The sequence below is a fragment of the Kitasatospora sp. NPDC022785 genome (assembly GCF_055561295.1).
The window spans coordinates 75,621-99,808 of record NZ_JBVHHB010000032.1; the positions used below are offsets into that span (position 1 = coordinate 75,621).

At 74.0% G+C, this 24,188-nt stretch carries 15 protein-coding genes, 1 tRNA gene and 1 pseudogene; 7 read left to right on the forward strand and 10 right to left on the reverse strand.

Annotated features, from left to right (window positions below):
• Nucleotides 1-488: 488 nt before the first annotated feature.
• From ACZ3YO_RS34955 to ACZ3YO_RS34965, 3 genes are all read left to right on the forward strand, one after another.
• Nucleotides 489-1,007 carry a hypothetical protein gene (locus ACZ3YO_RS34955; RefSeq protein WP_465577620.1) on the forward strand — a complete coding sequence of 173 codons (519 nt, stop codon included), beginning with the start codon at nucleotides 489-491 and terminating at the stop codon, nucleotides 1,005-1,007.
• A gap of 79 nt (nucleotides 1,008-1,086) precedes the next feature.
• Complete coding sequence (locus ACZ3YO_RS34960; protein ID WP_465577622.1) at nucleotides 1,087-2,016, forward strand: spermidine synthase; 930 nt, start codon at nucleotides 1,087-1,089, stop codon at nucleotides 2,014-2,016.
• Nucleotides 2,017-2,215: 199 nt separating this feature from the next.
• A complete protein-coding gene (locus tag ACZ3YO_RS34965; RefSeq protein ID WP_465577624.1) occupies nucleotides 2,216-2,677 on the forward strand; it encodes a GNAT family N-acetyltransferase in 462 nt (153 codons plus the stop codon).
• Nucleotides 2,678-2,771: 94 nt separating this feature from the next.
• On the opposite strand, the gene ACZ3YO_RS34970 is transcribed toward ACZ3YO_RS34965, so the two are convergent.
• The 5 genes and pseudogenes from ACZ3YO_RS34970 to ACZ3YO_RS34990 all read right to left on the reverse strand — a co-directional run.
• Nucleotides 2,772-3,794: a hypothetical protein gene (locus tag ACZ3YO_RS34970; RefSeq protein WP_465577626.1), complete on the reverse strand. Its 1,023-nt coding sequence runs from the start codon at nucleotides 3,792-3,794 to the stop codon at nucleotides 2,772-2,774.
• Nucleotides 3,795-3,917: 123 nt separating this feature from the next.
• A complete protein-coding gene (locus ACZ3YO_RS34975) occupies nucleotides 3,918-4,364 on the reverse strand; it encodes a DUF4442 domain-containing protein (protein ID WP_465551477.1) in 447 nt (148 codons plus the stop codon).
• Between the two features lie 174 nt (nucleotides 4,365-4,538).
• A tRNA-His gene (locus tag ACZ3YO_RS34980) sits at nucleotides 4,539-4,614 on the reverse strand.
• 166 nt (nucleotides 4,615-4,780) lie between these two features.
• On the reverse strand, nucleotides 4,781-5,383 hold the full coding sequence (orn, locus tag ACZ3YO_RS34985; protein ID WP_396322622.1) for an oligoribonuclease: 603 nt from the start codon (nucleotides 5,381-5,383) through the stop codon (nucleotides 4,781-4,783).
• 892 nt (nucleotides 5,384-6,275) lie between these two features.
• Nucleotides 6,276-7,275 (reverse strand): annotated as a pseudogene (locus tag ACZ3YO_RS34990) (helix-turn-helix domain-containing protein); the annotation flags it as partial.
• Between the two features lie 1,026 nt (nucleotides 7,276-8,301).
• On the opposite strand from ACZ3YO_RS34990, the gene ACZ3YO_RS34995 reads away from it, so the two are divergent.
• Complete coding sequence (locus ACZ3YO_RS34995; protein ID WP_465577629.1) at nucleotides 8,302-9,105, forward strand: GNAT family N-acetyltransferase; 804 nt, start codon at nucleotides 8,302-8,304, stop codon at nucleotides 9,103-9,105.
• Between the two features lie 261 nt (nucleotides 9,106-9,366).
• On the opposite strand, the gene ACZ3YO_RS35000 is transcribed toward ACZ3YO_RS34995, so the two are convergent.
• Complete coding sequence (locus ACZ3YO_RS35000) at nucleotides 9,367-10,797, reverse strand: HAD family hydrolase (RefSeq protein ID WP_465577631.1); 1,431 nt, start codon at nucleotides 10,795-10,797, stop codon at nucleotides 9,367-9,369.
• A gap of 591 nt (nucleotides 10,798-11,388) precedes the next feature.
• Here ACZ3YO_RS35000 and ACZ3YO_RS35005 point away from each other — a divergent pair.
• The gene (locus tag ACZ3YO_RS35005) at nucleotides 11,389-11,868 is read left to right on the forward strand and encodes a universal stress protein (protein WP_465577667.1); all 480 of its coding nucleotides are present in this window, start codon (nucleotides 11,389-11,391) and stop codon (nucleotides 11,866-11,868) included.
• A 187-nt stretch (nucleotides 11,869-12,055) separates the two neighbouring features.
• Here the strand turns inward: ACZ3YO_RS35005 and ACZ3YO_RS35010 are convergent, their stop codons facing one another.
• The 4 genes from ACZ3YO_RS35010 to ACZ3YO_RS35025 all read right to left on the reverse strand — a co-directional run bounded on the left by ACZ3YO_RS35010 (nucleotide 12,056) and on the right by ACZ3YO_RS35025 (nucleotide 18,669).
• Nucleotides 12,056-13,246: an acyl-CoA dehydrogenase family protein gene (locus tag ACZ3YO_RS35010; RefSeq protein ID WP_465577633.1), complete on the reverse strand. Its 1,191-nt coding sequence runs from the start codon at nucleotides 13,244-13,246 to the stop codon at nucleotides 12,056-12,058.
• A 228-nt stretch (nucleotides 13,247-13,474) separates the two neighbouring features.
• Nucleotides 13,475-14,470 (reverse strand): hydroxymethylglutaryl-CoA lyase, encoded by a 996-nt coding sequence (locus tag ACZ3YO_RS35015; protein ID WP_465577635.1) that lies wholly within the window; start codon nucleotides 14,468-14,470, stop codon nucleotides 13,475-13,477.
• Complete coding sequence (locus ACZ3YO_RS35020; protein WP_465577637.1) at nucleotides 14,467-16,794, reverse strand: acetyl/propionyl/methylcrotonyl-CoA carboxylase subunit alpha; 2,328 nt, start codon at nucleotides 16,792-16,794, stop codon at nucleotides 14,467-14,469. Before ACZ3YO_RS35020 ends, ACZ3YO_RS35015 begins: the two co-directional genes overlap by 4 nt.
• A 135-nt stretch (nucleotides 16,795-16,929) precedes the next feature.
• Complete coding sequence (locus ACZ3YO_RS35025; RefSeq protein WP_465577639.1) at nucleotides 16,930-18,669, reverse strand: carboxyl transferase domain-containing protein; 1,740 nt, start codon at nucleotides 18,667-18,669, stop codon at nucleotides 16,930-16,932.
• Nucleotides 18,670-18,802: 133 nt separating this feature from the next.
• On the opposite strand from ACZ3YO_RS35025, the gene ACZ3YO_RS35030 reads away from it, so the two are divergent.
• Both ACZ3YO_RS35030 and ACZ3YO_RS35035 read left to right on the forward strand, forming a co-directional pair.
• Nucleotides 18,803-19,441, forward strand: a complete 639-nt coding sequence (locus ACZ3YO_RS35030) for an SACE_7040 family transcriptional regulator (protein WP_465577641.1) — start codon at nucleotides 18,803-18,805, stop codon at nucleotides 19,439-19,441.
• A 360-nt stretch (nucleotides 19,442-19,801) separates the two neighbouring features.
• A complete protein-coding gene (locus tag ACZ3YO_RS35035) occupies nucleotides 19,802-24,100 on the forward strand; it encodes an ABC transporter ATP-binding protein (protein ID WP_465577643.1) in 4,299 nt (1,432 codons plus the stop codon).
• Nucleotides 24,101-24,188: the final 88 nt, after the last annotated feature.

Consider the following 24,188-nt stretch of genomic DNA (forward strand, 5'->3'; position numbering starts at 1 on the left):
CGGTGGACTCGGCTCGGCTGGGGACTGCGGTGGGACCGGGCGGGTTCGGCGGGGTTCGGCGGGTTCGGCCGGGGATTTCGCCTTGTGGATGCCGGGGGGTCGGGGGCAGGGTGTTCGGCCGTGGGCGGGCCGAGGGGTGCGGCGCCGGCGGGCCTGGGGTGCGTGTGGGCCCGGCCCGGGTTTCGGGTGGGCCCGGTGGGGCCGGATGGACCACCGGGCACGCAACCGACAGTACCGGGAGTCACCGATTGGCCACAGCGTGTTTGCGGCTGATGTGTGGTCAATTGCGGTCAAATCGGTCGCTCTTGCCGGGATCTGCCATGAAATGCCATGCCTTGCTGTAAGGCGCCCCGTGGCCTGGAACGCGCCCTCACCGTTGTCCTGGTACGAGGAAGCCCCGGCCACCGCTCCGGCCCGCCGCCCGCAGCGGCGGCCCCCCACTCGCCGGGCGGCGGCGCTTCCGATCGGACGAGGTGACAGGAGGGCCCATGATGGCCACCGGAGTACCGCAGTACCACCGCCTGGTCGCCGGAGGAGTGCTCGCCGCCGCCCCCGCCCTGCTGCCCGAACCGGCCGACGACCGCGGTCAGGGCCGCGGGCCCGTCGAGGGCGGCCGCGGCCCGTGCGGCGGCGGGCCGCTCCGCCGCCTCGCCACGAACGGCGACGGCGTGGTCGTCACCGGCTGCGACACCGTAACGGTCGCCCTGCGGCACGGCCTGGAGGCGGTCGACATCCTGCGGCTGCGCCGGGCCTGCGGCGCGGTGCTGCAGAGTCGCAACGGCAGCGCCGTCTCCTTCTTCGTCCCCGCCGGCACCGCGGAGACGTGGCACCTGCCCGGCAGCTCCTGTACGGCGGGCGCCCTGCTCGTTCCCGCCGCCGACCCGCGCTGGGTGATGCCCCCGGCGGGCCCCGACCCCGTTGTCCGCCCCACCGACGCCTGGGTCCTGCGGTCGGCCCTCTGCGAGGCGGCCTGCACACTGACCGCCGGCGGCCTCGGCCCGTTCTGACACCGGCCGCCGAGCCCCCGGCCTCCCCCACCCCCGCCGAGCTGCGGAGCCCTCCGCCGGCCCGGCGATAATGGCCGGTATGGGACGAAGCAGCAGAGCCGGCCGCAGCACCGACAGGGGCCGTACGGCGGCGGAGCCGGAGCCGGCGGCCACCGGCCCCGGTGGCCGGACGCATGCCCAGGGCCCGCTCACCCGCCCCGTCGACTCCGGGCTCGCCGAACTCCGCCCCGACCGCGACCGCCCCTCCGCCTGGTCGTTGCTGATCGACGGCGCCCCGCAGTCCATGGTCGACCTCGCCGACCCGACCCATCTGGGCTTCGAGTACCAGCGCCGGCTCGGCCACCTGATCGACCTGGTCGCCCCGTCCGGTCGTCCGCTGACCGTCCTGCACCTCGGCGGCGGCGCCCTCACGCTGGCACGCTACGTCGCGGCCACCCGCCCGCGCTCCCGCCAGCAGGTCGCCGAGATCGACACCGCGCTCACCGAACTCGTCCGTGCCGAACTCCCGTTGGAGCGCGGCTGGCAGATCAAGGTGCGCGGCTCGGATGCCCGCAGCGTCCTGGAGCGGACCCCGGAGGGCACCGTCGACCTGGTGATCGCCGACGTCTTCTCCGGGGCCCGAGTGCCGGCGCACTGCACGACCGTCGAGTTCACCACGTTGGCCGCCAGGGCCCTGGCCCCCGGCGGCTGGTATGCGGTGAACATCGCCGACGGTTCGGCGCTGCCGTTCGCCCGTTCGCAGATCGCCACCCTCGGCGCGGTCTTCCCCGAAATCTGCCTGGTCGCCGATCCGGCGGTGCTGCGCGGCAAGCGATTCGGCAACCTGATCCTGGCCGCCGCCCACGCCCCGCTCCCGCTCGCCGAACTGGGCCGCAAGGTGGCCTCCGACGCCGCCCTCGGCCGGGTCGAACACGGCCGGGCCCTGGCCGATTTCGCCGCCGGCGCCGTCCCCGCCACCGACGCCACCGCAGCACCCTCCCCGGCCCCGCCGCCGGAGGTCTTCCACTGAGCTCCGCCCGACCGGCTACACCCTGGGCGCGGCACGGCCGCCTGCCCCGGGCGGGCAGGCTCGGCCGGGCGCACGTCCACCTGACGTCCGGCGCCCGCCGTGCGCCCGGTAAATCGTTTGGTGCGCGACGGGCGGATGCCGAGAATGGCTTCCGTCCGTCCGGAATCCGGACGGACGGAGCAGGCGGGAGGGGTGTGGCGTGCGGATCAGACCGGCCCGGCCGGACGAGGCGGAGCAGCTCAGCGCGCTCGCCCTGCGGTCCAAGGCGTACTGGGGCTACGACGAGGCGTTCCTGGAGGCCTGCCGGGAGGAGCTGACCCTGGACGCCGCCGGGATCGAGCGGCGCCGGACGGCGGTGGCCGAGGACGGCGGCCGGGTGCTGGGCTTCATCACCCTCGTCGGGGCGCCCCCGCAGGGTGAGTTGGGCATGCTCTTCGTCGAGCCCGACAGCATCGGCCGGGGCGTCGGTCGGCGCCTGGTCGAGCACCTGCGGGCGCAGGCCACGGCCCTCGGCTTCCGTCGGCTCACCATCGACGCCGACCCGTACGCCGAGCCGTTCTACCTCGCCATGGGGGCCACTCGGATCGGTACCACCCCGTCCGAGTCGATACCGGGCCGCGAACTGCCGCTGCTCGCCCTGGAGATCACCGCCGCGGACTGACGGCCCCCGGTGGGCCGGTGGCCGGCGCCGGGGGCCCGGGCATCGGCGTCCAAGCGGCGGAAGAGCCTCAGTGACCTCAGTGACCTCGGCGGCCTCAGTGGCCGCGTGGCAGGCCCCGGTGCTTGCACATCGCGGCCCCGGTGAGCAGCAGCCCCGCCGCGATCGGCGCGAGGACGGCCGTCCCGGTGCCCGCGAGCCCGTGGCCGGCCGGAGCGGCGAGCGCGCCGGTCAGCGCGAGGTCCTCGTGCGGGGCGGCCCGGCCCGGCGCGCTGGCCAGGGTGCCCTCGGCGTCGCCGGGTTGTCCGCCGCTCCGGACCCGCAGGCCGGCGTCCTCGGGCGCGGGTGGCGGAGCGGCCGGTCCGTGCTGCCCGGCGGTGGGCGGGACGGGCCGTGCCGTGGCGGTCCCGGACGGGTCGGCCGTCGCCGAGGCTTCGGCGGAGTCGCTGTCGGTGGTCCGGGAGGCGCGTGCCGACGTGGTGGGATCCTGTGCGGGGGCGGTCCCGAGCAGCCCGGAGGCGATCGCGAACGCGTCCGGGACGGAGGCCCGCTGGCCCGGCAGTGGCAGGTCGCCCGCCCTGATCCGGTCCTGGAGCGCGCTGCCGACCGGTGCGGTGGCCGCGTCCAGGCCGGGGACGGGTGCGGGCGCGGGGACGGCGCCGGTCGCGTCGGCGAGCTGGCCGAGCAGTCCCGGCGAGGAGGCCTGGCCGGGGGAGTGCCGCGGCTGTCCCTCGTGCGCCGCCGGGCCCGGTGCGGGCGAGTCGCCGGCCCCCCGGCCCGTTCCTGCGGTACGTCCGGCTGACTCTCCGTCGGTGGCCTGCCCGGGGGCGGCCTGCGCCCCGGCGGTCCGCCCGTCCGCGTTCTGCCTGTCCGTGCTCCGCCCGTCCGTGCTCTGCCCGTCGCCCAGCGCCCGCCCGACCGTGCGGCTCACCGGGCCGGGCAGCGGATCGGTCGTCGCCGCGTACGCACCGGGCGCCCCCAGCCCCCAGACCTGAGCGAGGAGCGCCCCGCCCGCTGCGACGGCACGCGGCCGGGGCAGCCACCGGCCGCCCGCGCGCCGTGCGCCGCCGACGGCGCGTCGGGCGGGTTCCAGGGCCTTGCTCGCGTGATTGGCTCGCACGTGAATCGAGAACGAGCGGACGGGCCGTGAGGTCACGCCCGCCGTCACGGACAGTCATCATCCCGGATGCCGACCCGCCGACCCGCCGACCCCGATGCCCGGGGCCGGTTGCCCGCGTGGCGGTCAGGAGTTGGGGCGCAGGGTCCAGATGACGGTCATGACGCCCGTCACAGCGCCGTCGGCGCGGGTGATCTCGACGGTGACGGGGAACTCCGGCCGCTCGCCCTTGTCCAGCTCGGCGACGATGTCGGCGGCCGGACGGCCCAGCACCGCGGTGGCGGTGACGGCGCCCATGGCCAGCTTCTTGTACGCGATCTCGGCGCTGACCGCGAGCGGCACCGCGCGCGAGAGCTGGTCACCGAAGGCGCCCAGCACGATGCAGCCGCTCGCGGACTCGGCGAGCGTGAACATCGCGCCGGCGTGCGGCCCGCCGACGTGGTTGTGGTACTCGGGCTGGTCGGGCAGCCGGAGGACGGCGCGCTCCGGCGTCGTCTCCAGGTACTCCAGCTTGAGGGTGTGTGCCATCGGCACGGTGGAGTCGAGCAGCTGGCCGATCGAAGGTGTGGTCATGGCGGCAATGTTACTGGCAGGTAGCTTCGGGCGGCAGACCTGTCGGCAGATCTCTTGCCGAGAGCCCGACCGGGACGTCGGGACACCGAAGGGTCCTGAGGGTGGGGGGTGATGTGAGGGAACGCGAAAACGCCTGAGGGGCCGATCTCTTGAAGAGATCGGCCCCTCAGGCTCTGGGGTGAGTGACGGGACTCGAACCCGCGGCCACCTGGACCACAACCAGGTGCTCTACCAACTGAGCTACACCCACCATCTGTCCGGTCCGTTCCCGCTCTTCGCGTTCCCGTTCCGACAGGAAGAACTCTACAGGATCCGAGAGGGTGCTCGCGCCAGGGTTTCGGCCGGGCGGTGGAGGCCTCCTCCCCGGCCCCCCGGCGGCCCCGGACCGAGGCCGCCGCCGGGCCCGGGCGGGAGGGTCAGTCCGTCGGCGCCTGGTACTTCTCGGCGATCGCCCGCGCGGTGTCGGAGTCCGGACCGGGCTGCGGGACGAACACCGCCTCGCGGTAGTACCGCAGTTCGTCGATGCTCTCGCGGATGTCGGCGAGCGCCCGGTGGTTACCGCCCTTCTGCGGGCTGTTGTAGTACGCCCTCGGGTACCAGCGGCGGGCCAGCTCCTTGATCGAGGAGACGTCCACGATCCGGTAGTGGAGGTGACCCTCCAGGGCCGGCATGTCCCGGGCCAGGAAGCCGCGGTCGGTCGCCACCGAGTTCCCGCAGAGCGGCGTCCGCCCGGCCTCCGGCGCGTGCTCGCGGACGTACGCGAGGACCAGCGCCTCCGCCTCGGCGAGCGTGACGCCGTGCTCCAGTTCGTCGAGCAGGCCGGAGGAGGTGTGCATGGTGCGCACCACCTCGGGCATGTTCGCCAGCGCCTCGGCGGGCGGGCGGATGATGACGTCCACGCCCTCGCCGAGGACGTTCAGCTCGGAGTCCGTCACCAGTGCCGCGACCTCGACCAGGGCGTCCCGGTCGAGGTCGAGGCCTGTCATTTCACAGTCGATCCATACCAAACGGTCATTCACGCCACTCACCCTACGGCGCGATCACGCGCCGCGGGCACCGGAGGAGCCGAGCGCGGCGCCGGGGCGCAGCCCTCCGCGGCGTGCTCGTCCTGGCCGTGGCCGTCCGGCTCGTGCGTCTCGCGGGCCGGTGCGGCCTGGTCGGCCTGGTCGGCCTGGTCCACCGGGTGGGCCGGGTGCGCCTGGTGGCCGTCCCGGGCGGTCCGCGGGTCGCGCGGCTCCCGGACGCCGTCCGGGGCTCCGGTGCGGCCGCCCTGCGGACGGACCTGCGGAGCGCGGCCCTGCCGGGCCCGGCCCTCCGGCGTCCCCGAAGCCGAGGACGCCGGCATCCGGCCGGCGGCCGAACCATGACCCCGGCTGCCGGCCGCGCCGCCGGAGCCGACTCCGGTGGCGCCGGTCCCGCCGCCCTCGTCCGACGGTCGCTCGGCCGTACTGCGATGCCCCTGCCCCTGACCGCGGGCGCCCGGCTGCGGGTGACCGTCCTCCGCTGCGGCGTGCTCCGCCGTGCGCGGCGGACGGCCCGCCCCCGGCCCGGCCTGCGCCGGGACCAGCGGCGGCCGTCCCGGACCGCGCCCGGCCACCGGCTGGCCGGGGTGCGACGGGTGCGACGCCTGCTGGTGCGGGTACGGCTGCGCGGCGCGCGCGTGGTACCCCGGGGCGGACGGCTGCCCGTGCTGCCCCAGCGGACCGTGCTGGCCCGGGTGCCCGGCGTTGCCCGCCCCGAGCGGATGCGCGGACGGCTGGCCCGCCGGACCGTGCTGCCCGGGCTGTCCGAGCAGCGCCCCGCCCGCGGCGGCGGCAGCGGCAGCCGCGGCATGCGCTCCCGCCGACTGCGGTGCGGCCCCGGCCAGCCGGAGGTCACCCGGGTGCGACGGAGCCTGGGTCGGCGACGCCGGCCCAGGGCGACGGGCCCGGTAACTGGTCCGGTACGCGGCCGGCGAGACCCCGAGCTGGCGCCGGAAGTGCCCGCGCAGGGCCACCGGCGACCGGAACCCGCAACGGCGGGCGACGTCGTCCACGGACAGCTCCGAGGTCTCCAGCAGCCGCTGCGCCTGGAGCACCCGCTGGGTGATCAGCCACTGCAGCGGGGCACTGCCGGTCAGCGTCCGGAACCGCCGGTCGAAGGTTCGGCGGCTCATGTAGGCACGGGCCGCAAGTACCTCGACGTCGAACTGCTGGTTGAGGTTCTCCAGCGCCCAGGTGACCACCTCGGCCAACGGGTCGTTGCCGATCTCCTCCGGTAAAGACTGATCGATGTACTGGGCCTGTCCGCCGCCGCTGCGCCGGCTGGGCACCACCAGCCGGCGGGCCAGCGCGTTGGCCGCCTCGGCGCCGTGGTCGCTGCGCACCACGTGCAGGCAGAGGTCGATACCGGCGGCGGTGCCGGCCGAGGTCAGTACGTCACCGTCGTCGACGAAGAGTTCGCGCGGGTCGACGTGGACCCGGGGGTAGCGCTTGGCCAGGGTCGGCGCGTACATCCAGTGCGTGGTCGCCGGGCGTCCGTCCAGCAGGCCGGCGGCCGCGAGGACGAACGCGCCGGTGCAGAGCCCGATGATCCGCGCACCCTCGTGGTGCGCCTTGCGCAGTGCGGTGATCGCCTCGACCGGCGGCGGCTGCGAGATCGAGCGCCAGGCCGGCACCACGATCGTGCCCGCCCGGGCGAGCGCCTCCAGCCCGTACGGCGCGGAGAGCGTGAGGCCGCCGGTGGTGGCGAGCGGCCCTTCCTCCCCGGCGCAGACCAGCAGGCGGTAGCGCGGGACCCCGGCGTCCTGGCGGTCGACGCCGAAGACGGAGAGCGGGATCGAGCTCTCGAAGATCGGGGCGCCGCCGAAGATCAGTACGGCGACGGTCTCGCGTCGGCGCCGGCCGGACAGCTTCCGGGGCGCGGCGGCCATCACGGCGGCCGAGGAGCCGGCCGCACCTGGTCCGCCGCCGACGCCGTGACCGGCCGGGCCGTGGCCCGTCCCGCCCAGTCCGAGCGGACCGGCCGCGCCGCCGGGCGCCGTGCCGCCGCCCGCCATGCCCCCGGGCGTCAGGCCCGTGGACGGGGAGACGGGCGCGGGGCCGCCGGAGTAGACGGGGAACCCCGTGTCCTGGCCGCCCTGACTGTGACTCGGGGCGCCGTACTGACCGTGGTTCTGGCCGTGGCCCGGAGCGCCAGGATGGCCGGGAAGCGACTGCCCGGAGTGGCCGACCGGCCCGCCGCCGTGAGCGGCAGACGGATTGACGGCCGATCGACTGACGGTCCGTCCACCCTGTTCCGTGGTCACCGGAAAGCCCGGCGCTCCGGTGGAACCGGATGCCGCGGAGGCCGCTGGTACGGAAGGGGCGGAGGCGGCCGCAGAGGTGTACGAGGGGTACGGGGCGGCGCTGGAGGTGCTGGAGGAACGGGGGTTGGCAGCGATGGCCGAGGCGCCGGTGGCTCTCGGGGAACGACCCGTGATACCGGCCACGGCCTGGCCGCTGTCAGGACCCGCGTCGCTCCTGCTCACCCTGCTCAAGGCGCTCAAGCCCCCTCGGTGGTGTGGTGTGGTGGTGCGGCACTGCTAGCCAAGATCGAATCTATCGGGTGGACCGTTGCCGTTGTGACAAGTTCACCATCCGACGCTATGTCGACATGGCAATTTGGCGTGATGCATTCGATCACGAAGCGTGGCACCCGTCGACCCTTCTGGGAAGGGGGCCGGTGCAACGGTGGCTGGTTGTCGCGGGACCGGTCCTGGGGCGTCCGGCTTCGGCGCGCCCGGCCGGCGGGTCTGGGCTGCGACTTTGCCCAAGGCCGGGGGAGCCGCGTGAGATTGACTGAAAATAGGCGGTGCACAGGAGGGCGCACGTTGGTCGAACCGTGCGCCTCCCTGGCTTCATCCGGCCAGTGCCGGGGCGGCAGAGCGACGATCGGCGGCCCGCGCTACCGTCCAGGCGTGGACAACATCAGCCGGCTCGAACAGGCCAACGACAACGCCGCCGCATTCTGGCTCGCCCAAGCCCGTGCGCACGGCTGGCAGCAACTCATAGACCCCCGGTTCACCGCCGTCCGCTGCGACCGTTCGCCGGACGACGCCCACCGCATCGTGATCACCCGCCCCTACAGCGATTCCGCACCGCTCGAAGACGAGTTGGCGGCCCTCCTGCGCGAGTGGTCCACCGTCCGGCTCACCCTGGAGGACCCTTACGGCCGCCTGGACATGACGCGCCACGGCTGCGGCCACGGCCGGGGCATGGCCGTGATGGTCCGCGAACCCGGTCCGCTCGACGCACCGCTGCCCAGCTCGCTCCCGCGCTCCGGCGACCAGGGCGGCGGCCCTCTGACGGTCGATGAGGTGCTGGACGCCGACGGCTTCGCCGAGGTCGAGCACGCAGTGGTCGAGGGCTTCCCGATCGAGGCCCACCAGCCCTGGACCCGGGGCGGGATGCTGCCCGCGGAACTCCTCCGGGAGCCGGGCCTCCGGGGCTGGCTCGGCCGCATCGACGGTGCACCGGCCGGCGCCTGCCTCACCTACGACGACGGCCGGGCCACCGGCGTGTACTGGGTTGCGACGCTCCCCGACCACCGCTCTCGCGGCGTGGCGCGCGCCGTTCTGGAGACCGCCCTGGCCGCCGCGCATCCCGACCGCCCGGCCACCCTGGTCGCCACCCAACTCGGCGAACCGCTGTACCGCAAGCTCGGCTTCACCGAGTGGGGCCGCACCCACTGGTGGACGCTCACCGACCCCTCGGACGCGTAGCGACTCCTTGGCCGGCGGGCTGGCGGGCCGGCGGGGTGGCGGGGTGGTGCGGTGCGAGGCGGGGTCGGCGGGGCGGGGGTGCGACGGGTCGGCAGCTCGGCGGCCGGCACGTTGCCGGGCTGGTGGCTGGTGGCTGGTGGCTGGTCGCCGGTGGGCCGGTGGGCCGGTGGGCCGGTCAGGCGGCCGGTCGGCCGGTCCGGCCCGGTGGCGAGCTGCGCTCCCGCGGTTGCCGGCCGGAGCCCCGGCCACGGAGGTCCCGGGTCACGGCGAGACCGCCGTGGCTTCCACCGCAGGCACGGCCGGACGCGGGCCGAACCACGCCTGCGGCTTGACGAACCTCGTCCGAGCGGGGTGGCCGGAGGTGGCGTGCCCGGAGGCGGGGAGTTCGGCGGCCGGTTGGACAGTGGCGGGTTGGGCAGTGGCGGCGTCGACGCTCGTGGCAGGGGCGCCGGTCGCGACGGGGCGGTCGGGATGGAGCCCGGACCGGTCCGAACGCCTGCCCGACGGGTCCGCCGTGCCCGAGGGGTCCGCCGTCGCCGACCGGGCCGCTGTGCCGGGCAGCCCGGTGCCGGCGGAGCGACCGTCGTCGCTGACCGCAAATTCGCCGGAACGGTTTCGGACACCGACCTCCGCCGTCGCGCCCGGAGCGCCGCCGTCCGGTCCGTGCACGGGAACAGGCGCGCGCGGGCCGTCCGGGGCGGACGGCGGGAACTGTGCGCCGGACCGCGCCCCGGGCAGCGCCGCCACAGTCCCGTTCCGGGACCAGAGGCTCACCGATGCCGCGCCCGCGGCCCTTCGGCGGTCCGCCCCGCCCGCCCGGATCCCCGGCCGCGGCCCCGGCGCGCTGCGCGCGGACAGGACCAGCCCGACGGCCTCCGGCAGGCCGGCCGCCTTGAGCGTCGGCCGGTAGCCCGGTTCGGCCCAGGGGCGGCCGTGGTGCAGCCAGACGCTGCGCAGCCCCGTCAGCTCCGCCCCCGCGATGTCGGCGGGGGCGTGGTCCCCGATCATCCAGGTCTCCGCGGCCCAGTTGCCGGTGGGCGCGATGCCGCAGCGCTGCGCGGCAATCTCGAAGATCAGCGGGTCCGGCTTGATGCAGTCCGCCTCCTCAGAGATGACCCAGCCGTCGACCATCGGACCGAGCCCGGTCCGGCGGATCTTCTCCAGCTGGGGCCGGGTGCCGCCGTTGCTCACGATGCCGAGCGTCCACCCGGCCGCGCGCGCGGCCTGCAGTGCTTCGACGTGCCTGGACGGGCAGTGGATATGGGAGTTGATGCCACGTCGGTAGTGCGCGAGAAGGAATTCGAGGGAGTCGTCCAACCCGTAGCGGCGCTGCGTGGCGGACAGTACGGTGCTGCGCGGCACGTAACCGCCGCCGTCGATGGTGACGAGCCAGTCGAGGTCGCCGGGCGGCAGCCCTCGTTCGGCCAGAAAATCCTGAGCCCAGGCCCGGAAAGCGGCATCCCTGGGGAGCAGCGTGTTGTCGAGGTCGAGCAGGAGCAGGGGCATGCCGAGCATGGTGCCAGCGGCCGCGCCTATGCACCTGGCAAATGCCAGACGCCGTCGCGAACCCGTGCGAATTGGCTGAAAGGGATGCCGGCGCCGCCGGAGCGCCGGCGGGTCAACCCCATCCCGGGAGCAGCGGCCAGTGACGGGTGGCAACCGATCGTTGTCGATCCATGACAGTCCGGTCACGGTGTCCCGGTGGCCTGTTGCGTCGCCCGGTCCGCTCAGTCAAGCTCCAGAGAACCTCCCGTTGCCAGAGGGGGCGCAATCGTTCGCGGGCGGGGGCGCACTGCGGCCTGCGGGCGCATCCTCCGTTAGCGGGAACAATGTCGGTCGGAGGCTTCGCCGCTGTGCTGAGGCTCCCGCCCGTCGTACTCTGAAAGGAAATAGGTCACAAACGGTGGTGCTCGGCGCAGTCCGACGTCGTCCCGTGGGCGGCCCTGCTGTCTGGGCAGCGTTGTCCTCTCCTGTCGGCCCATCTCCCTCGAAGAGCCTTGAGCCATGGCTGGTATTGAGTCCTCCCGACCGGTTGAGCCGGACGCTGTCCGTGGCATGGGCGCAGCGGCCGGTCGAGTCGGTGGTGACGGCCGTGTCGGCGGAAGGCCGGGGGGAGAGCCGGTCGCCGTGGACGCTCGGGCTCTTTCCCGCATTGTTCGCAACATCGCGCGCCGGGGTCGCCCCGGCTCCCGCCAGCGACGGGACCAGCACCGGGCCGACCCTGCGGAGTCGGCGGTGACGGGCCGGCTGGGTCCGGGTGCCGAGCACCCGGGGGCCCCGGGCCTGCCCAGTGAGTCGGGCGTGCCGGAGCTCCAGGAGACGCCGGTCCGTTCCTGTGATCCCGCGTTCCAGCACGGTGTGGTGGTGGGTTTCGACGGCTCCCTGTCGAGCGAGCGCGCCCTCGCCTACGCGGTGGGCATGGCCCGTCGCTCACAGTGCGGCCTGGTGATCGTGCATGTCGCCAACCGCCTGCCCGCCACGGTCTGGGCCGGCTGTGAACCTCCCGTCTTCGTCGACCTCCCCGACCACCGGACCGAGGTCCTCGGTCTGGAGCTCGCCTGTGCGGACTTCCTCGCCGGCGTCCCCTGGATCCTGGTCGAGCGGGGTGGCGACATCTGCCATGAGATCGAGGAGGTCGGCCGCGAGTACGCCGCCGACGCCATCGTGGTCGGCAGCACCCACGGCCTGCTCGGTAAGATCTTCGGCTCGGTCTCCGGGCGGCTAGCCCGGCGTGCCAACCGCCCGGTGATCGTGATCCCCTGACGGCCCGACGTGCGGCCCGTCAGTCTCGCGCGGCCGTCAGTCTCGTGCGGCCTGTGCGGCCCGGTGCGCCGCGTAGGCGCGTGGGCCGCCCCGATTCTCCGACGGGCCTGGAATCGGCCGAGGTAGGGGTCGGCAGTCCGGGCGGCCGGAGAATCGGAGAACGAGCCTCTTCAGGATGGGAACGGCGTCAGGAGGGAATGCCCAACTCCCGGGCGATGAGCATGCGCTGGACCTCGGACGTGCCCTCCCCGATTTCGAGAATCTTGCAGTCGCGCCAGAAACGTGCGACCGGGAATTCGTTCATGAAGCCGTACCCACCGTGGATCTGGGTCGCCTCGCGGGCGTTGTCGACGGCGGCCTCGGACGAGTACAGCTTGGCGATCGCGGCCTCCTTCTTGAACTTTTCGCCGTGCAGCAGCCGGGAGGCGGCGTCCCGCCAGGCCAGGCGGGAAGTGTGGGCGCGCATCTCCATGTCGGCGAGCTTGAACTGGATGGCCTGGTTGGCGCCGATCGGCCGGCCGAAGGCGCGGCGCGTACCGGCGTAGGCGACGGACTGGTCGACGCACCCCTGGGCCAGGCCGGTGCCCAGGGCTGCGATCGCGATGCGGCCCTCGTCGAGGATCCGCAGGAACTGGGCGTAGCCGCGGCCACGCTCGCCCAGCAGGTTGGCCGCGGGGACGCGGCAGTCGGTAAAGGACAGTTCGCGGGTGTCGGATGCGTTCCACCCGACCTTCGAGTACTTCTTCGACACCTGGAACCCCGGGGTTCCGGTAGGCACGATGATGGAAGAGATTTCGCGCTGTGGCGAGGAGAATTCGCCCTCTTCACTCGAACGAGCGAGCGGTTCGGTGAGGGCGGTGACGGTGACCAGGCCGGTGATCTCGGTGCCGGAGTTGGTGATGAAGCACTTGGTGCCGTTGATGACCCACTCCTCGGTGGCCTCGTCGTACCGCGCCGTGGTGCGGGTCGCGCCGGCGTCGGAGCCGCCCTCGGGCTCGGTCAGGCCGAACGCCCCGAGCATCTCGCCGGAGGTCAGCCGGGGCAGCCACTCGCGCTTCTGCTCCTCGGTCCCGAAGCGGTAGATCGGCATCGCGCCGAGCGAGACCGCGGCCTCCAGGGTGATCGCGACCGAGGAGTCGACCCGGGCGAGCTCCTCCAGGGCGAGGCAGAGCGCGAAGTAGTCGCCGCCCATGCCCCCGTACTCCTCGGAGAACGGCAGGCCGAAGAGGCCCATCCGCCCCATCTCCCGGACGATCTCGTAGGGGAACTCGCCCTGCTCGTAGAACTCGCCGATCTTCGGCGCGACGACGTCCTGGGCGAACTCGGCGACCGTGCGCCGCAGTTCCTCGTACTCGCTGTTCAGCCGGTGATCGAGCATGGTGATCCTCCTGTGGCCCGGCCGGGTTGGCCGCGGGCGTGATCGGGATGACCGCGCGCCGGTCGGATGGTGTGACCGGCGTACGGAGCGCGGAGAGAGAAGGGGTGGTGCGGGGCGGGCGCCGGCCGGGCAGGGCTCCGGCCGGCGCCTGACCATCGCGGGGACAACGGAAGTCGCAGAGGGGTGCGTGGAGTTACGAGGGGGCGCTGGGGGCGGGCCGCCGGCGCGTCAGCCCCGGTTCGCGCCGAGCAGTGCCTGGACGGTGCGGGACGGGCTGGGGCGGCCGAGCCGCTCGGCCATCCAGCCACTGGTGGCGACCAGGGCGCGGAGGTCGACGCCGGTCCGGATGCCGAGGCCGTGCAGCATCCACACCAGGTCCTCGGTGGCCAGGTTGCCGGTGGCGCTCTTGGCGTAGGGGCAGCCGCCGAGGCCGCCCGCCGAGGCGTCGACCGTGGTGACGCCGCTGCGCAGTGCGGCGAGCGTGTTGCTGAGCGCCTGGCCGTAGGTGTCGTGGAAGTGCACCGCGAGCCTGCCGACCGGCACGCCGGCCTTGGCGAAGCCGTCCAGCAGTGCCGTGACCTGGCCCGGGGTGGCCACCCCGATGGTGTCGCCGAGGCTCAGCTCGGTGCAGCCCATCTCCAGCAGCCGCACGCCGAAGCCGACCACCTGATCGGCGGGCACGGGGCCCTCCCACGGGTCGCCGAAGCACATCGAGAGGTAGCCGCGCACCCGGACCCCGTCCGCCGTGGCCCGTTCCACCACCGGCCGGAACATCGCCATCGCCTCGTCCGCCGAGCGGTTGAGGTTGCGGCGGGCGAAGGTCTCGGTGGCGCTGGCGAACACCGCGATGTCGGCCGCGTGGTGGGCGAGCGCGCGGTCCAGCCCGCGCTCGTTGGGCACCAGTACCGGCAGGCGCAGCCCGGGGTGACGCTCCGGCAGTCCGGCGAGCCGGGGCACCAACTCCTCGGCGTCGGCGAGCTGGGGTACCCATTTCGGGTGAACGAAGCTGGTCGTCTCGACGGTGCGCAGCCCGGCGGCCGCGAGCCGGGCGATGAACTCGGCCTTGACCTCGACGGGGACGAGTGCGCTCTCGTTCTGCAGTCCGTCGCGCGGTCCGACCTCGTGGATCCGGACCTCCGCGGGCAGGCCCGCGGAGCGGACGGGGTCCGGCAGGCCGAGGTCGAGTGCGTCGGGCTCGTGCGCGGGGGAGGCGGCGGTGCTCATGACCGCACCTCGGCGGCGACCGCGCCGAGCGCCCCGGCGGCCGCCCCGCCGTCGGCCGACCCGTCCGCCGGGCCGTCCTCGGCCGGGGCCACCACGACCAGCAGCTCCTCCATCGCCACGGTGGCCCCGGCGGCGACCCGCAGCTCGCTCACGGTGCCGTCGTGCGGGGCGGCGATCACGTGTTCCATCTTCATGGCCTCCAGGACGAGCAGGGGTTGGCCCCGGCGGACCTGTTCGCCGAGCGTGGTCTTCACGACCGTGACGGTGCCGGGCATCGGGGCGGTGAGGCCGCCGTGATGGGCGGCGCCGACGGCGGTGCTCTCGCCGACGGGGTCGTAGGCGTGCACCGGCCACGCGTCGCCGTCGATCCCGAGCCAGGTGACCGGGCCGCCGAGGGACCCGCCGGGCCGGCCCGGAGCGTCGTCGGTGGTCAGGGCGAAGGTCGTCTGCAGGCCGTCGACGGTGAGGTGCAGGCGGTCGCCGGTCCGCACGGCCCGGGCGCGGTGGGCCGGTCCGGAGCCGAGTCGGATGTCCACCTCGGGAGTGACGCCCGGGGGAATGTCAGCGCCCTCGGCTACGTTGCTCGCAGTGATCGGGCGGATGCGCACCGACACCGGGTCCTGGCCGGGGGCGCGGAGTCGGTGGGTGGTCCAGGCGGCTTCGCCGCCCAGGCGCCACCCGGAGGGAAGAGAGAAGGGGTCGGTCCAGCCGCCGCCGTCGGTGGCGGGGGTGAGGTCCAGCTGCCGCGCCAGTGCGGCCGCGTAGTAGAGGAGGTGGGTGGGTGTCGGAGTTTCGGCGGGCCGGGAGCCGGTGGTGTCCGCGGTCTCCGCCGGGTCGGCGGAGGAGTCGGAGCACGCAGGCGAGTAGGGCGAGGCGAGCAGAGCGGGTTGCTGCTGGGCCGTCTGTTCCACCAGTCCGGTGTCGAGTCGGCCTGCGGTGACCTCGGGGTGTGCGAGCAGTCGCCGCAGGAAGCCGGTGTTGGTGGTCACGCCGAGGATCCGGGTGTCGGCCAACGCGGCACGGAGGCGGCGCAGCGCGGTCGGGCGGTCGGGCCCGTACGCGATGACCTTGGCGAGCATGGGGTCGTAGGCGCTGGTGATGACGGTGCCCGCGGTGACACCGGAGTCCACCCGGATGCCTTCGCCCTGCGGCTCGTCCAGGACCAGGATGCGTCCGCCGGTGGGAAGGAAGTCGCGTTCCGGGTCCTCGGCACAGATACGGGCCTCGATGGCGTGGCCCAGGAAGGAGATGTCCGGCTGGGAGAAGGTGAGGCTTTCGCCCGAGGCGATCCGCACCTGCCACTCGACCAGGTCCAGTCGCCCGGTCTGGGCGGCAGCCGGTCCGGCGGCCGGGGTGGTGACGGCGACGGCGAGTTCGGTGACGGGGTGCTCCACCTGGAGACGGGTGTTCATCTCCATGAAGAAGAAGTCCCGTACCCCCTCGGCGGGAGCGGGGGAGTCCGGGTCGATGCCGGGGACGATGAACTCCACGGTGCCGGCCCCGGTGTAGCCGCAGGACTCCGCGGCGCGGACGGCCGCGGCGCCCATCGCGGCGCGGGTCTCGGCATTGAGCAGAACGGAGGGTGCCTCTTCGATCAGCTTCTGGTGCCGGCGCTGCAGACTGCACTCGCGCTCGCCGAGGTGGACGGTGGTGCCGTAGGCGTCGGCCAGCACTTGCACCTCGATGTGGCGTGGCCGGTCGATCCAGCGCTCCAGCAGGAGCGTGTCATCGCCGAAGGCGGTCCGGGCGACCCGCCGTGCGGCGGCGATCTCGGTCGGCAGGTCGGCGGGGTCCCGCACGAGGCGCATGCCCTTGCCGCCGCCGCCGGCGGACGGCTTGAGCAGCACCGGGTAGCCGATCTCCTCGGCGGCCGCGACGAGTTCCCCGTCGGTGGGCGCGGTCGCCCGGCTGCCCGGGACGACCGGCACGCCGGCGGCGCGGACGGCCTCCTTGGCGTTGATCTTGTCGCCCATCAGCTCGACCGCGGAGGGAGGAGGTCCGATGAAGACCAGGCCGGCGTCGGCGCAGGCGCGGGCGAAGGCGGCGTTCTCGGCGAGGAAGCCGTAGCCGGGGTGGACGGCCTGGGCGCCGGTGCGGCGGGCGGCGGCGAGGATCTGGTCGGTCCGCAGGTAGGTCTCGGCGGCCGAGCTGTCGCTGCGGTCGGCCGGTCCGAGCCGGACGGCGGTGTCGGCCTCGCGGACGTGGGGTGCGTCGGCGTCCGCGTCGCTGAACACGGCGACGGAGCGCACGCCGAGCCGCCGCAGGGTGCGGATCACCCGGACGGCGATCTCGCCGCGGTTGGCGACCAGAACTGTGTCGAACATGGGAGGCGTTCCTCCGGGTCGAGGGGAGCCGTACGAAGGAGGTGGTGGAAGGGGACGGCAGCGCGGGGGCGAGCTGCGCCGGGCGCGGTCACGTCCGGCGCAGGCTGCCGCCGGGCGCGGCCACGCCCGGCGGGGCTACATGCGGAAGACGCCGTACGGGCCCGGCTGCGGGAGCGGGGCGTTGGCGCAGGCGGTGAGCGCCAGCCCGAGGACGGTGCGGGTGTCCATCGGGTCGATCACCCCGTCGTCCCAGAGGCGCGCGGTGGCGTAGTAGGCGTTGCCCTGGCGCTCGTACTGTTCGCGGACCGGGCGCTTGAACTCGTCCTCCGCCTCGGCCGGCCACTCCTCGCCGTGCGCCTCCAGCTGGTCACGGCGGACGGTGGCCAGTACGGATGCCGCCTGCTCGCCGCCCATCACCGAGATCTTGGCGCCCGGCCACATCCAGAGGAAGCGGGGTGAGTAGGCCCGTCCGCACATCGAATAGTTGCCGGCTCCGTACGAGCCGCCGATCACCACGGTCAGCTTCGGGACGCGGGTGCAGGCGACGGCGTTGACCATCTTGGCGCCGTGCTTGGCGATGCCGCCCGCCTCGTACTGCCGGCCGACCATGAACCCGGTGATGTTCTGGAGGAAGAGGAGGGGGATGCCCCGCTGATCGCACAACTCGATGAAGTGGGCGCCCTTGAGCGCGGACTCGGCGAAGAGCACGCCGTTGTTGGCGACGATGCCGACCTGGTGGCCGTGGATCCGGGCGAACCCGGTCACCAGGGTCGCGCCGTACTCGGCCTTGAACTCGGCGAAGCGGCTGCCGTCGACGAGCCGGGCGATCACCTCGCGCACGTCGTACGGCGTGCGCGGGTCGACCGGGACGGCCCCGTACAGGCCGGCCGGGTCGACGGCGGGCGGCTCGGCCGGGGCGAGCGGCCACGGCCGGGGTGCGCGCGGACCGAGCCCGGCGACGATGGTGCGGACGATCGAGAGGGCGTGGGCGTCGTCCTCGGCCAGGTGGTCCGTCACCCCGGAGGTGCGGGAGTGGAGGTCGCCGCCGCCCAGTTCCTCGGCGGTGACCACCTCGCCGGTGGCGGCCTTCACCAGCGGCGGCCCGCCGAGGAAGATCGTGCCCTGGTTGCGGACGATGACGGCCTGGTCGCTCATCGCCGGGACGTACGCGCCGCCCGCCGTGCAGGAGCCGAGCACGGCGGCGATCTGCGGGATCCCGGCGGCCGAGAGCCTGGCCTGGTTGTAGAAGATCCGGCCGAAGTGGTCGCGGTCCGGGAAGACCTCGTCCTGCATCGGGAGGAAGGCGCCGCCGGAGTCCACCAGGTAGATGCAGGGGAGGCGGTTCTCCAGCGCGACCTCCTGGGCGCGCAGGTGCTTCTTGACCGTCATCGGGTAGTACGTGCCGCCCTTGACGGTGGCGTCGTTGGCGACGACGACCACCTCGCGCCCCGCGACCCGGCCGATGCCCGCGATCACGCCGGCTGCCGGTGCGGCCCCGTCGTACATCCCGTCGGCCGCCAGCGGGGCCAGTTCGAGGAAGGGGGAGGCGGGGTCGAGCAGGGTGTCGACGCGATCGCGCGGAAGCAGCTTTCCGCGTGCGGTGTGCCGGGCCCGGGCCTTGGCCCCGCCGCCGAGGGCGGCCGCGCCGAGCTTCTCACGCAGTTCGGCGACCAGCGCACGGTGTGCCTCGGTGTTGGCCCGGAAGGCCTCCGAGCCCGGGTCGACGGCGGTGCCGAGCCGGGGTGCGGGAGCGGCGGCTCCCGGGGCGACGGATCCGACGGCCGTACCGGACGGCGAGCCGCCCGCGCCTGCCGCGGCTCCGCCTGCCGCGCTGCCGTTGACGCCGGTGGGTACACCGGCGGTGGAGATGACCATTCCCAAGAGCTCCCTTGCCCTCGGCACCAGGTGGGCAGCAGGGCCGGATGAGCCCGCGACCCCCACGTTAATGAGCGTTAACTCGTGCGGCCCAGGTTAACGGCCGATAACCCCACTGTCTACGATGGGCAGCATGCCGAACGTCCCAGCCGCCTCCGCGCTCCCACGCCGTGACCAGATCCGCAAGGAGGCTGCCCGGCTGTTCGCCGCGCGTGGCTTCCTGGGCGTGGGGGTCGACGAGATCGGCAAGGCGGTCGGCATCAGCGGGCCGGGGCTCTACCGGCACTTCGCCGGCAAGGACGCGATGCTCGCCGACCTGCTGATCGGCATCAGCGAGCGTCTCCTGGAGGAGGGCCGCCGCCGGGCGGGCGGGGGCGACGGCGCGGCCGCCGCGCTCGATGCGCTGATCAGCGGGCACGTCGACTTCGCGCTCGACGACCGGGACCTCATCACCCTGCACGACCGTGAGCTGCTGAACCTCAAGGAGGAGGACCGCCGGACCGTCCGCCGACTCCAGCGCGGCTACGTCGAGCTGTGGGTGGAGGTCGTCCGGCAGGCCTACCCGCCGTTGGCCGGACCGGACGCCGAGCCGGTCGCGCGGGCCGCCGTGCACGCCGTCTTCGGTCTGATCAACTCGACCCCGCACAGCGCCGGCCCCAACCCCGCCCAGGGCGACCGGGCCGCTCTGCAGCGCGACGGCATGGCCGCCCTGCTCCACACCCTGGCGCACGGCGCCTTCTCCGCGGCGGCCGACGCCGCGGCGCGCGGCTGAACAGGCCGGCGCCCCCGGCCTGGCCCGCCCGTTCATGCCCCGGCGCCCCCTGCCCCGGCGCCCCTGCTCCTACTCCGGCGCTCCTGCCCCAGCCCCCCGGTCGCCGGGCATCCGCTGCGCTGCCTCGTGGTGCGCTGCGGCATGCGGCCTAGGTCCAAAGGAGGGCGGCCCGCTGCGCCGGTGGAGGGTGGGCGTTCGGCGCGCCATCGTCCACCCTGGTAGCAGGGGCGCGGGCCGACGGCCGGCCGGGAATCACCGCAGGCTGCGGGCTGTTGGCCCCTCAGCCGGGCCGGACACCCGGCGTGCTCTGGCCGGATAAACCATGGCGGCCACTCGACGGAATGGTTAGCATCCCTAAATATGCCTGAGACTCACGGATCTACGGTGGAGCTTTCCCCGAGCGGCCCTCGAACCGGTACCCGGGGTGCGCCGAACGGTGCCGACGGCACGCGGAGCAGCGACAGCGAGCAGAGCGCCGGCGGCAACCAGAGCGCCGGCGGCAGCCCGAGTGGGGCCGAGGCCCCCGACGGCAGCGGTCAGGGCTGGCTGCGGCGGCTGGTCGGCTACTGCTGGCGCTCGCGCCGCAGCCTTCTGCTGGCCTTCGGGGCGTCGCTCGTCGGCATGGCCGTCACCGCGCTGGTCCCGCTGGTCACCAAGCTGATCATCGACGACGTCATCACCCAGCGCACCCGTTCGCTGGCCCCGTGGGCCGTGGCGCTGCTGGCGGCGGCCGCCCTGGTGTTCGCCTGTACCCAGGTGCGCCGCTACTACGGTGGTCAGCTCGCCCTCGACGTCCAGCACCACATGCGCAGCGACCTCTTCCGCTCGCTCGGGCGGCTCGACGGGCACCGGCAGGACCGGCTGGACACCGGCCAGGTGGTCGGCCGTGCCACCTCCGACCTCCAGTTGATCAACGGCCTGCTCTCGATGCTGCCGATGATGACCGGCTACCTGCTGATGTTCGTGATGTCGCTGGCCGTGATGCTCTGGCTCTCGCCGCCGCTCACACTGGTCGCGCTGGTCATGGGGCCGGCCCTCTGGTGGGTCTCGGTCCTGAGCCGCAAGCGGCTGTTCCCGTCCACCTGGGCGGCGCAGCAGGAGGCGGCGGCCGTCGCGGGCGTGGTCGACGAGGCGATCGGCGGCGTCCGGGTGGTCAAGGGCTTCGGCCAGGAGGCCCAGGAGCTGGGCAAGCTGGAGGCGGCCTCGCGCAACCTCTTCGCGGCCCGGCTGCGCTCAATCCGGCTCAACAGCCGCTACAACCCGGCGATGCAGGCGATCCCGGCGCTGGCCCAGGTCGCGGTGCTGGCGTTCGGCGGCTGGCTGGCGGTCGACGGCCAGGTCTCGCTCGGCACCTTCGTCGCCTTCTCCACCTACGTGGCGCAGATGACCGGTCCGGTCCGGATGCTGACCATGGTCATCACGGTGGGTCAGCAGGCCCGCGCGGGCGTGGAGCGGGTGCTCCAGCTGATCGACGAGCGCCCGCTGGTGCAGGAGCGCCCGGACGCGGCCGCCCTCGACCTCACCGCCGCCCACCTCTCCGCCGGGCACGCGGCCTCGGCGGCCGGCACCGTTTCCCCCGCCGCCGAGATCACGACGGCCACCCCGGCCATCGCGGCCGCCGGGACCGCGACGGCCGCCGGGACCGCGACGGCCCCCGAGCGCACGGCGGCCCCCGAGACCGCGACGGCCACAGGTACCGCCGAAACCGCCGCGCACGGCGAACCGCAGCGCACCGTCGGCCCGCGCACGCCGGACACGGCGCTGGAGTTCGACCAGGTCGAGTTCCGCTACGACCCCGAGCACCCGGCACCCGTCCTGCACGGCCTCAGCCTGAAGCTGGCCCCCGGCGAGACGCTGGCCCTGGTCGGCGCCTCCGGCTCGGGCAAGTCGACGGTGGCCCAGCTGGTGCCCCGCTTCTACGACCCGGCGGCCGGAGCGGTCCGCCTCTACGGCCACGACCTGCGCGATCTCACCCTCGACTCGGTCCGGGCAGCCGTCGGCATCGTCCCCGAGGAGAGCTTCCTCTTCTCCGAGACGGTCCGCACCAACATCGCGTACGGGCGGCCCGAGGCCACCGACGAGCAGGTCGTGGCGGCGGCCCGCGCGGCGCAGGCGGACGAGTTCGTCCGGGAGCTGCCCAACGGCTACGAGACCAAGGTCGGCGAGCAGGGCCTCACGCTCTCCGGCGGCCAGCGCCAGCGCATCGCCCTGGCCCGGGCCATCCTCACCGACCCGAGCATCCTGCTGCTGGACGACGCCACCTCGGCGGTCGACCCGCAGATCGAGGCGGAGATCCACGATGCCCTCCGCTCGGTCATGACCGGCCGTACCACCCTGCTGATCGCCCACCGCCGCTCCACCCTCCAACTGGCCGACCGGATCGCCGTGCTGGACCACGGCCGGCTGCTGGACATCGGAACGCACGAGGAACTCGACGTCCGATGTCCCCAGTACCGGGTCCTGATCTCCGACCCCGAGGCCGCCGGAAGGACCAAGCCCCCGGCCACCCTCGAATCACCGGCCCAGGCGCTCACCGGACCGCTCGCCGAGTACCCCCCGGCCGAGGGCACCACTCCCGAGCGCACCACCACCGAGCCCGCCGACTCGCAGCCCACCGACCCCACCGAGCTCACCGGCCCCACCAAGCTCACCAAGCTCACCACGCTCACTGACCCCACCGGGCCAAGCGAGCCCACCGCGGACACCGCGGACACCGCGGACACCGCGGACACCCCCGCGGCGCAGCCCCTCCCCGAGCTGCCGACCCCGGCCCTGGCCAAGGCGGCCCGCGCCGCCGACCCGGACCTCCTGGCCCAGGTCGCCGCCCTCCCGCCGGCCACCGACAACCCGGCGATCTCCCGGGCCGAGGCCGAGGCAGGCGACTCCGACTTCTCCCTCCGCCGCCTGCTGCGCCCGTTCCGCGGCCCGCTCGCCCTCGCCCTTCTGCTGGTCGCCCTGGACGCGGGCGCCGGCCTGGTGCTGCCGATCCTGATCCGGCACGGCATCGACGACGGCGTGAGCAAGGCCCTGATGTCGGGCGTCGCCGTCGCCGCCCTGACCGCGCTGGCGATCGTCCTGTTGGACTGGCTGGTGCAGGGCGCCGAGAACCGGGTCAGCGGCCGCACCGGCGAGCGCGTGCTCTACACGCTCCGCCTCAAGATCTTCGCCCACCTCAACCGGCTCGGCCTGGACTACTACGAGCGCGAGCTGTCCGGCCGGATCATGACCCGGATGACCACCGACCTGGACTCGCTGACGTCCTTCCTGCAGACCGGCGTGGTCACGGCCGTGGTCAGCCTGCTCACCTTCCTCGGCATCTTCGCCGTCCTGCTGGTCATCGACGCCGGCCTGGCCCTCGTGGTCTTCGCCGTGCTGCCGCTGCTGGTGGTCGCGACACTGGTCTTCCGCAAGAAGTCCAAGACGCAGTACGAGATCTCCCGCGACCTGATCAGCACGGTCAACGCCGATCTCCAGGAGAACGTCGCCGGCATGCGGATCGTCCAGGCCTTCCGCCGGCTGGACGCCAACACCGACCGTTTCGTCGCCCGGGGCATCGCCTACCGCGAGGCCCGGGTCCGGGCGCAGCTCTACATCTCGCTGTACTTCCCGTTCGTGCAGTTCCTCTCCAGCGTCGCCGCCGCGCTGGTGCTGATCGTGGGCGCCTCGCGCGTCGAGGCCGGGACGCTCACCGTCGGTGCGCTGGTCGCCTACCTGCTCTACATCGACCTGTTCTTCGCGCCGGTCAACCAGCTCTCGCAGGTCTTCGACGGTTACCAGCAGGCCGCGGTGGGTCTGGGCCGGATCCGCGAGCTGCTGCGCACGCCGACCACCACCGCCGAGGCGGCCGATCCGGTGCCGGTGCAGAAGCGGCTCCGCGGCGACATCGACTTCGAGGACGTCAGCTTCGCCTACAACGGCGGCGCCGACGGGGCCCCGTCCGTGCTCACCGGCGTCAGCCTGCACATTCCCGCCGGCCAGACGGTGGCGCTGGTCGGCGAGACGGGGGCGGGCAAGTCGACCCTGGTCAAGCTGGTCGCCCGGTTCTACGACGCGACCGCCGGCACCGTCCGGGTGGACGGCGTCGACCTGACCCGGTACGACCTGGCGCGGTACCGCCACCGGCTCGGCGTGGTGCCGCAGGAGGCGTACCTGTTCGCGGGCACGGTGCGCGAGGCGATCGCGTACGGCCGGCCCTCGGCCTCGGCGGCCGAGGTGGAGGCGGCAGCCCGGGCGGTGGGCGCGCACGAGATGATCGTCCGCCTGTCGGGCGGCTACGACCACGAGGTCACCGGGCGGGGGCGGAACCTCTCCGCCGGGCAGCGCCAGCTGATCGCGCTGGCCAGGGCCGAACTGGTCGATCCGGACATCCTGCTCCTGGACGAGGCCACCGCCGCGCTCGACCTCGCCACCGAGGCAGCCGTCAACCACGCCTCGGACCGGCTCAGCGGGGGCCGCACCACGCTGGTCATCGCCCACCGCCTCACCACCGCCGAACGCGCCGACCGTGTCGTGGTCCTGGACCACGGCAAGGTGGTCGAGGACGGCACGCACGCCGAACTCGTCGCACAGGGCGGCGTTTACGCGCGGCTCTGGCAGGCGTTCATCGCCGACGGCCACCCGGCACCGGAACCAGTGGCCCAGCCACTGCACGGCCGCTGAGGCTGCACGGGTGTGGAGGCTACGCGCGCCGGGGCTGCGTGCGCTGGGGCTGCGTGCGCTGGGGCTGAACAGGCGTTCAGGCTGCCCG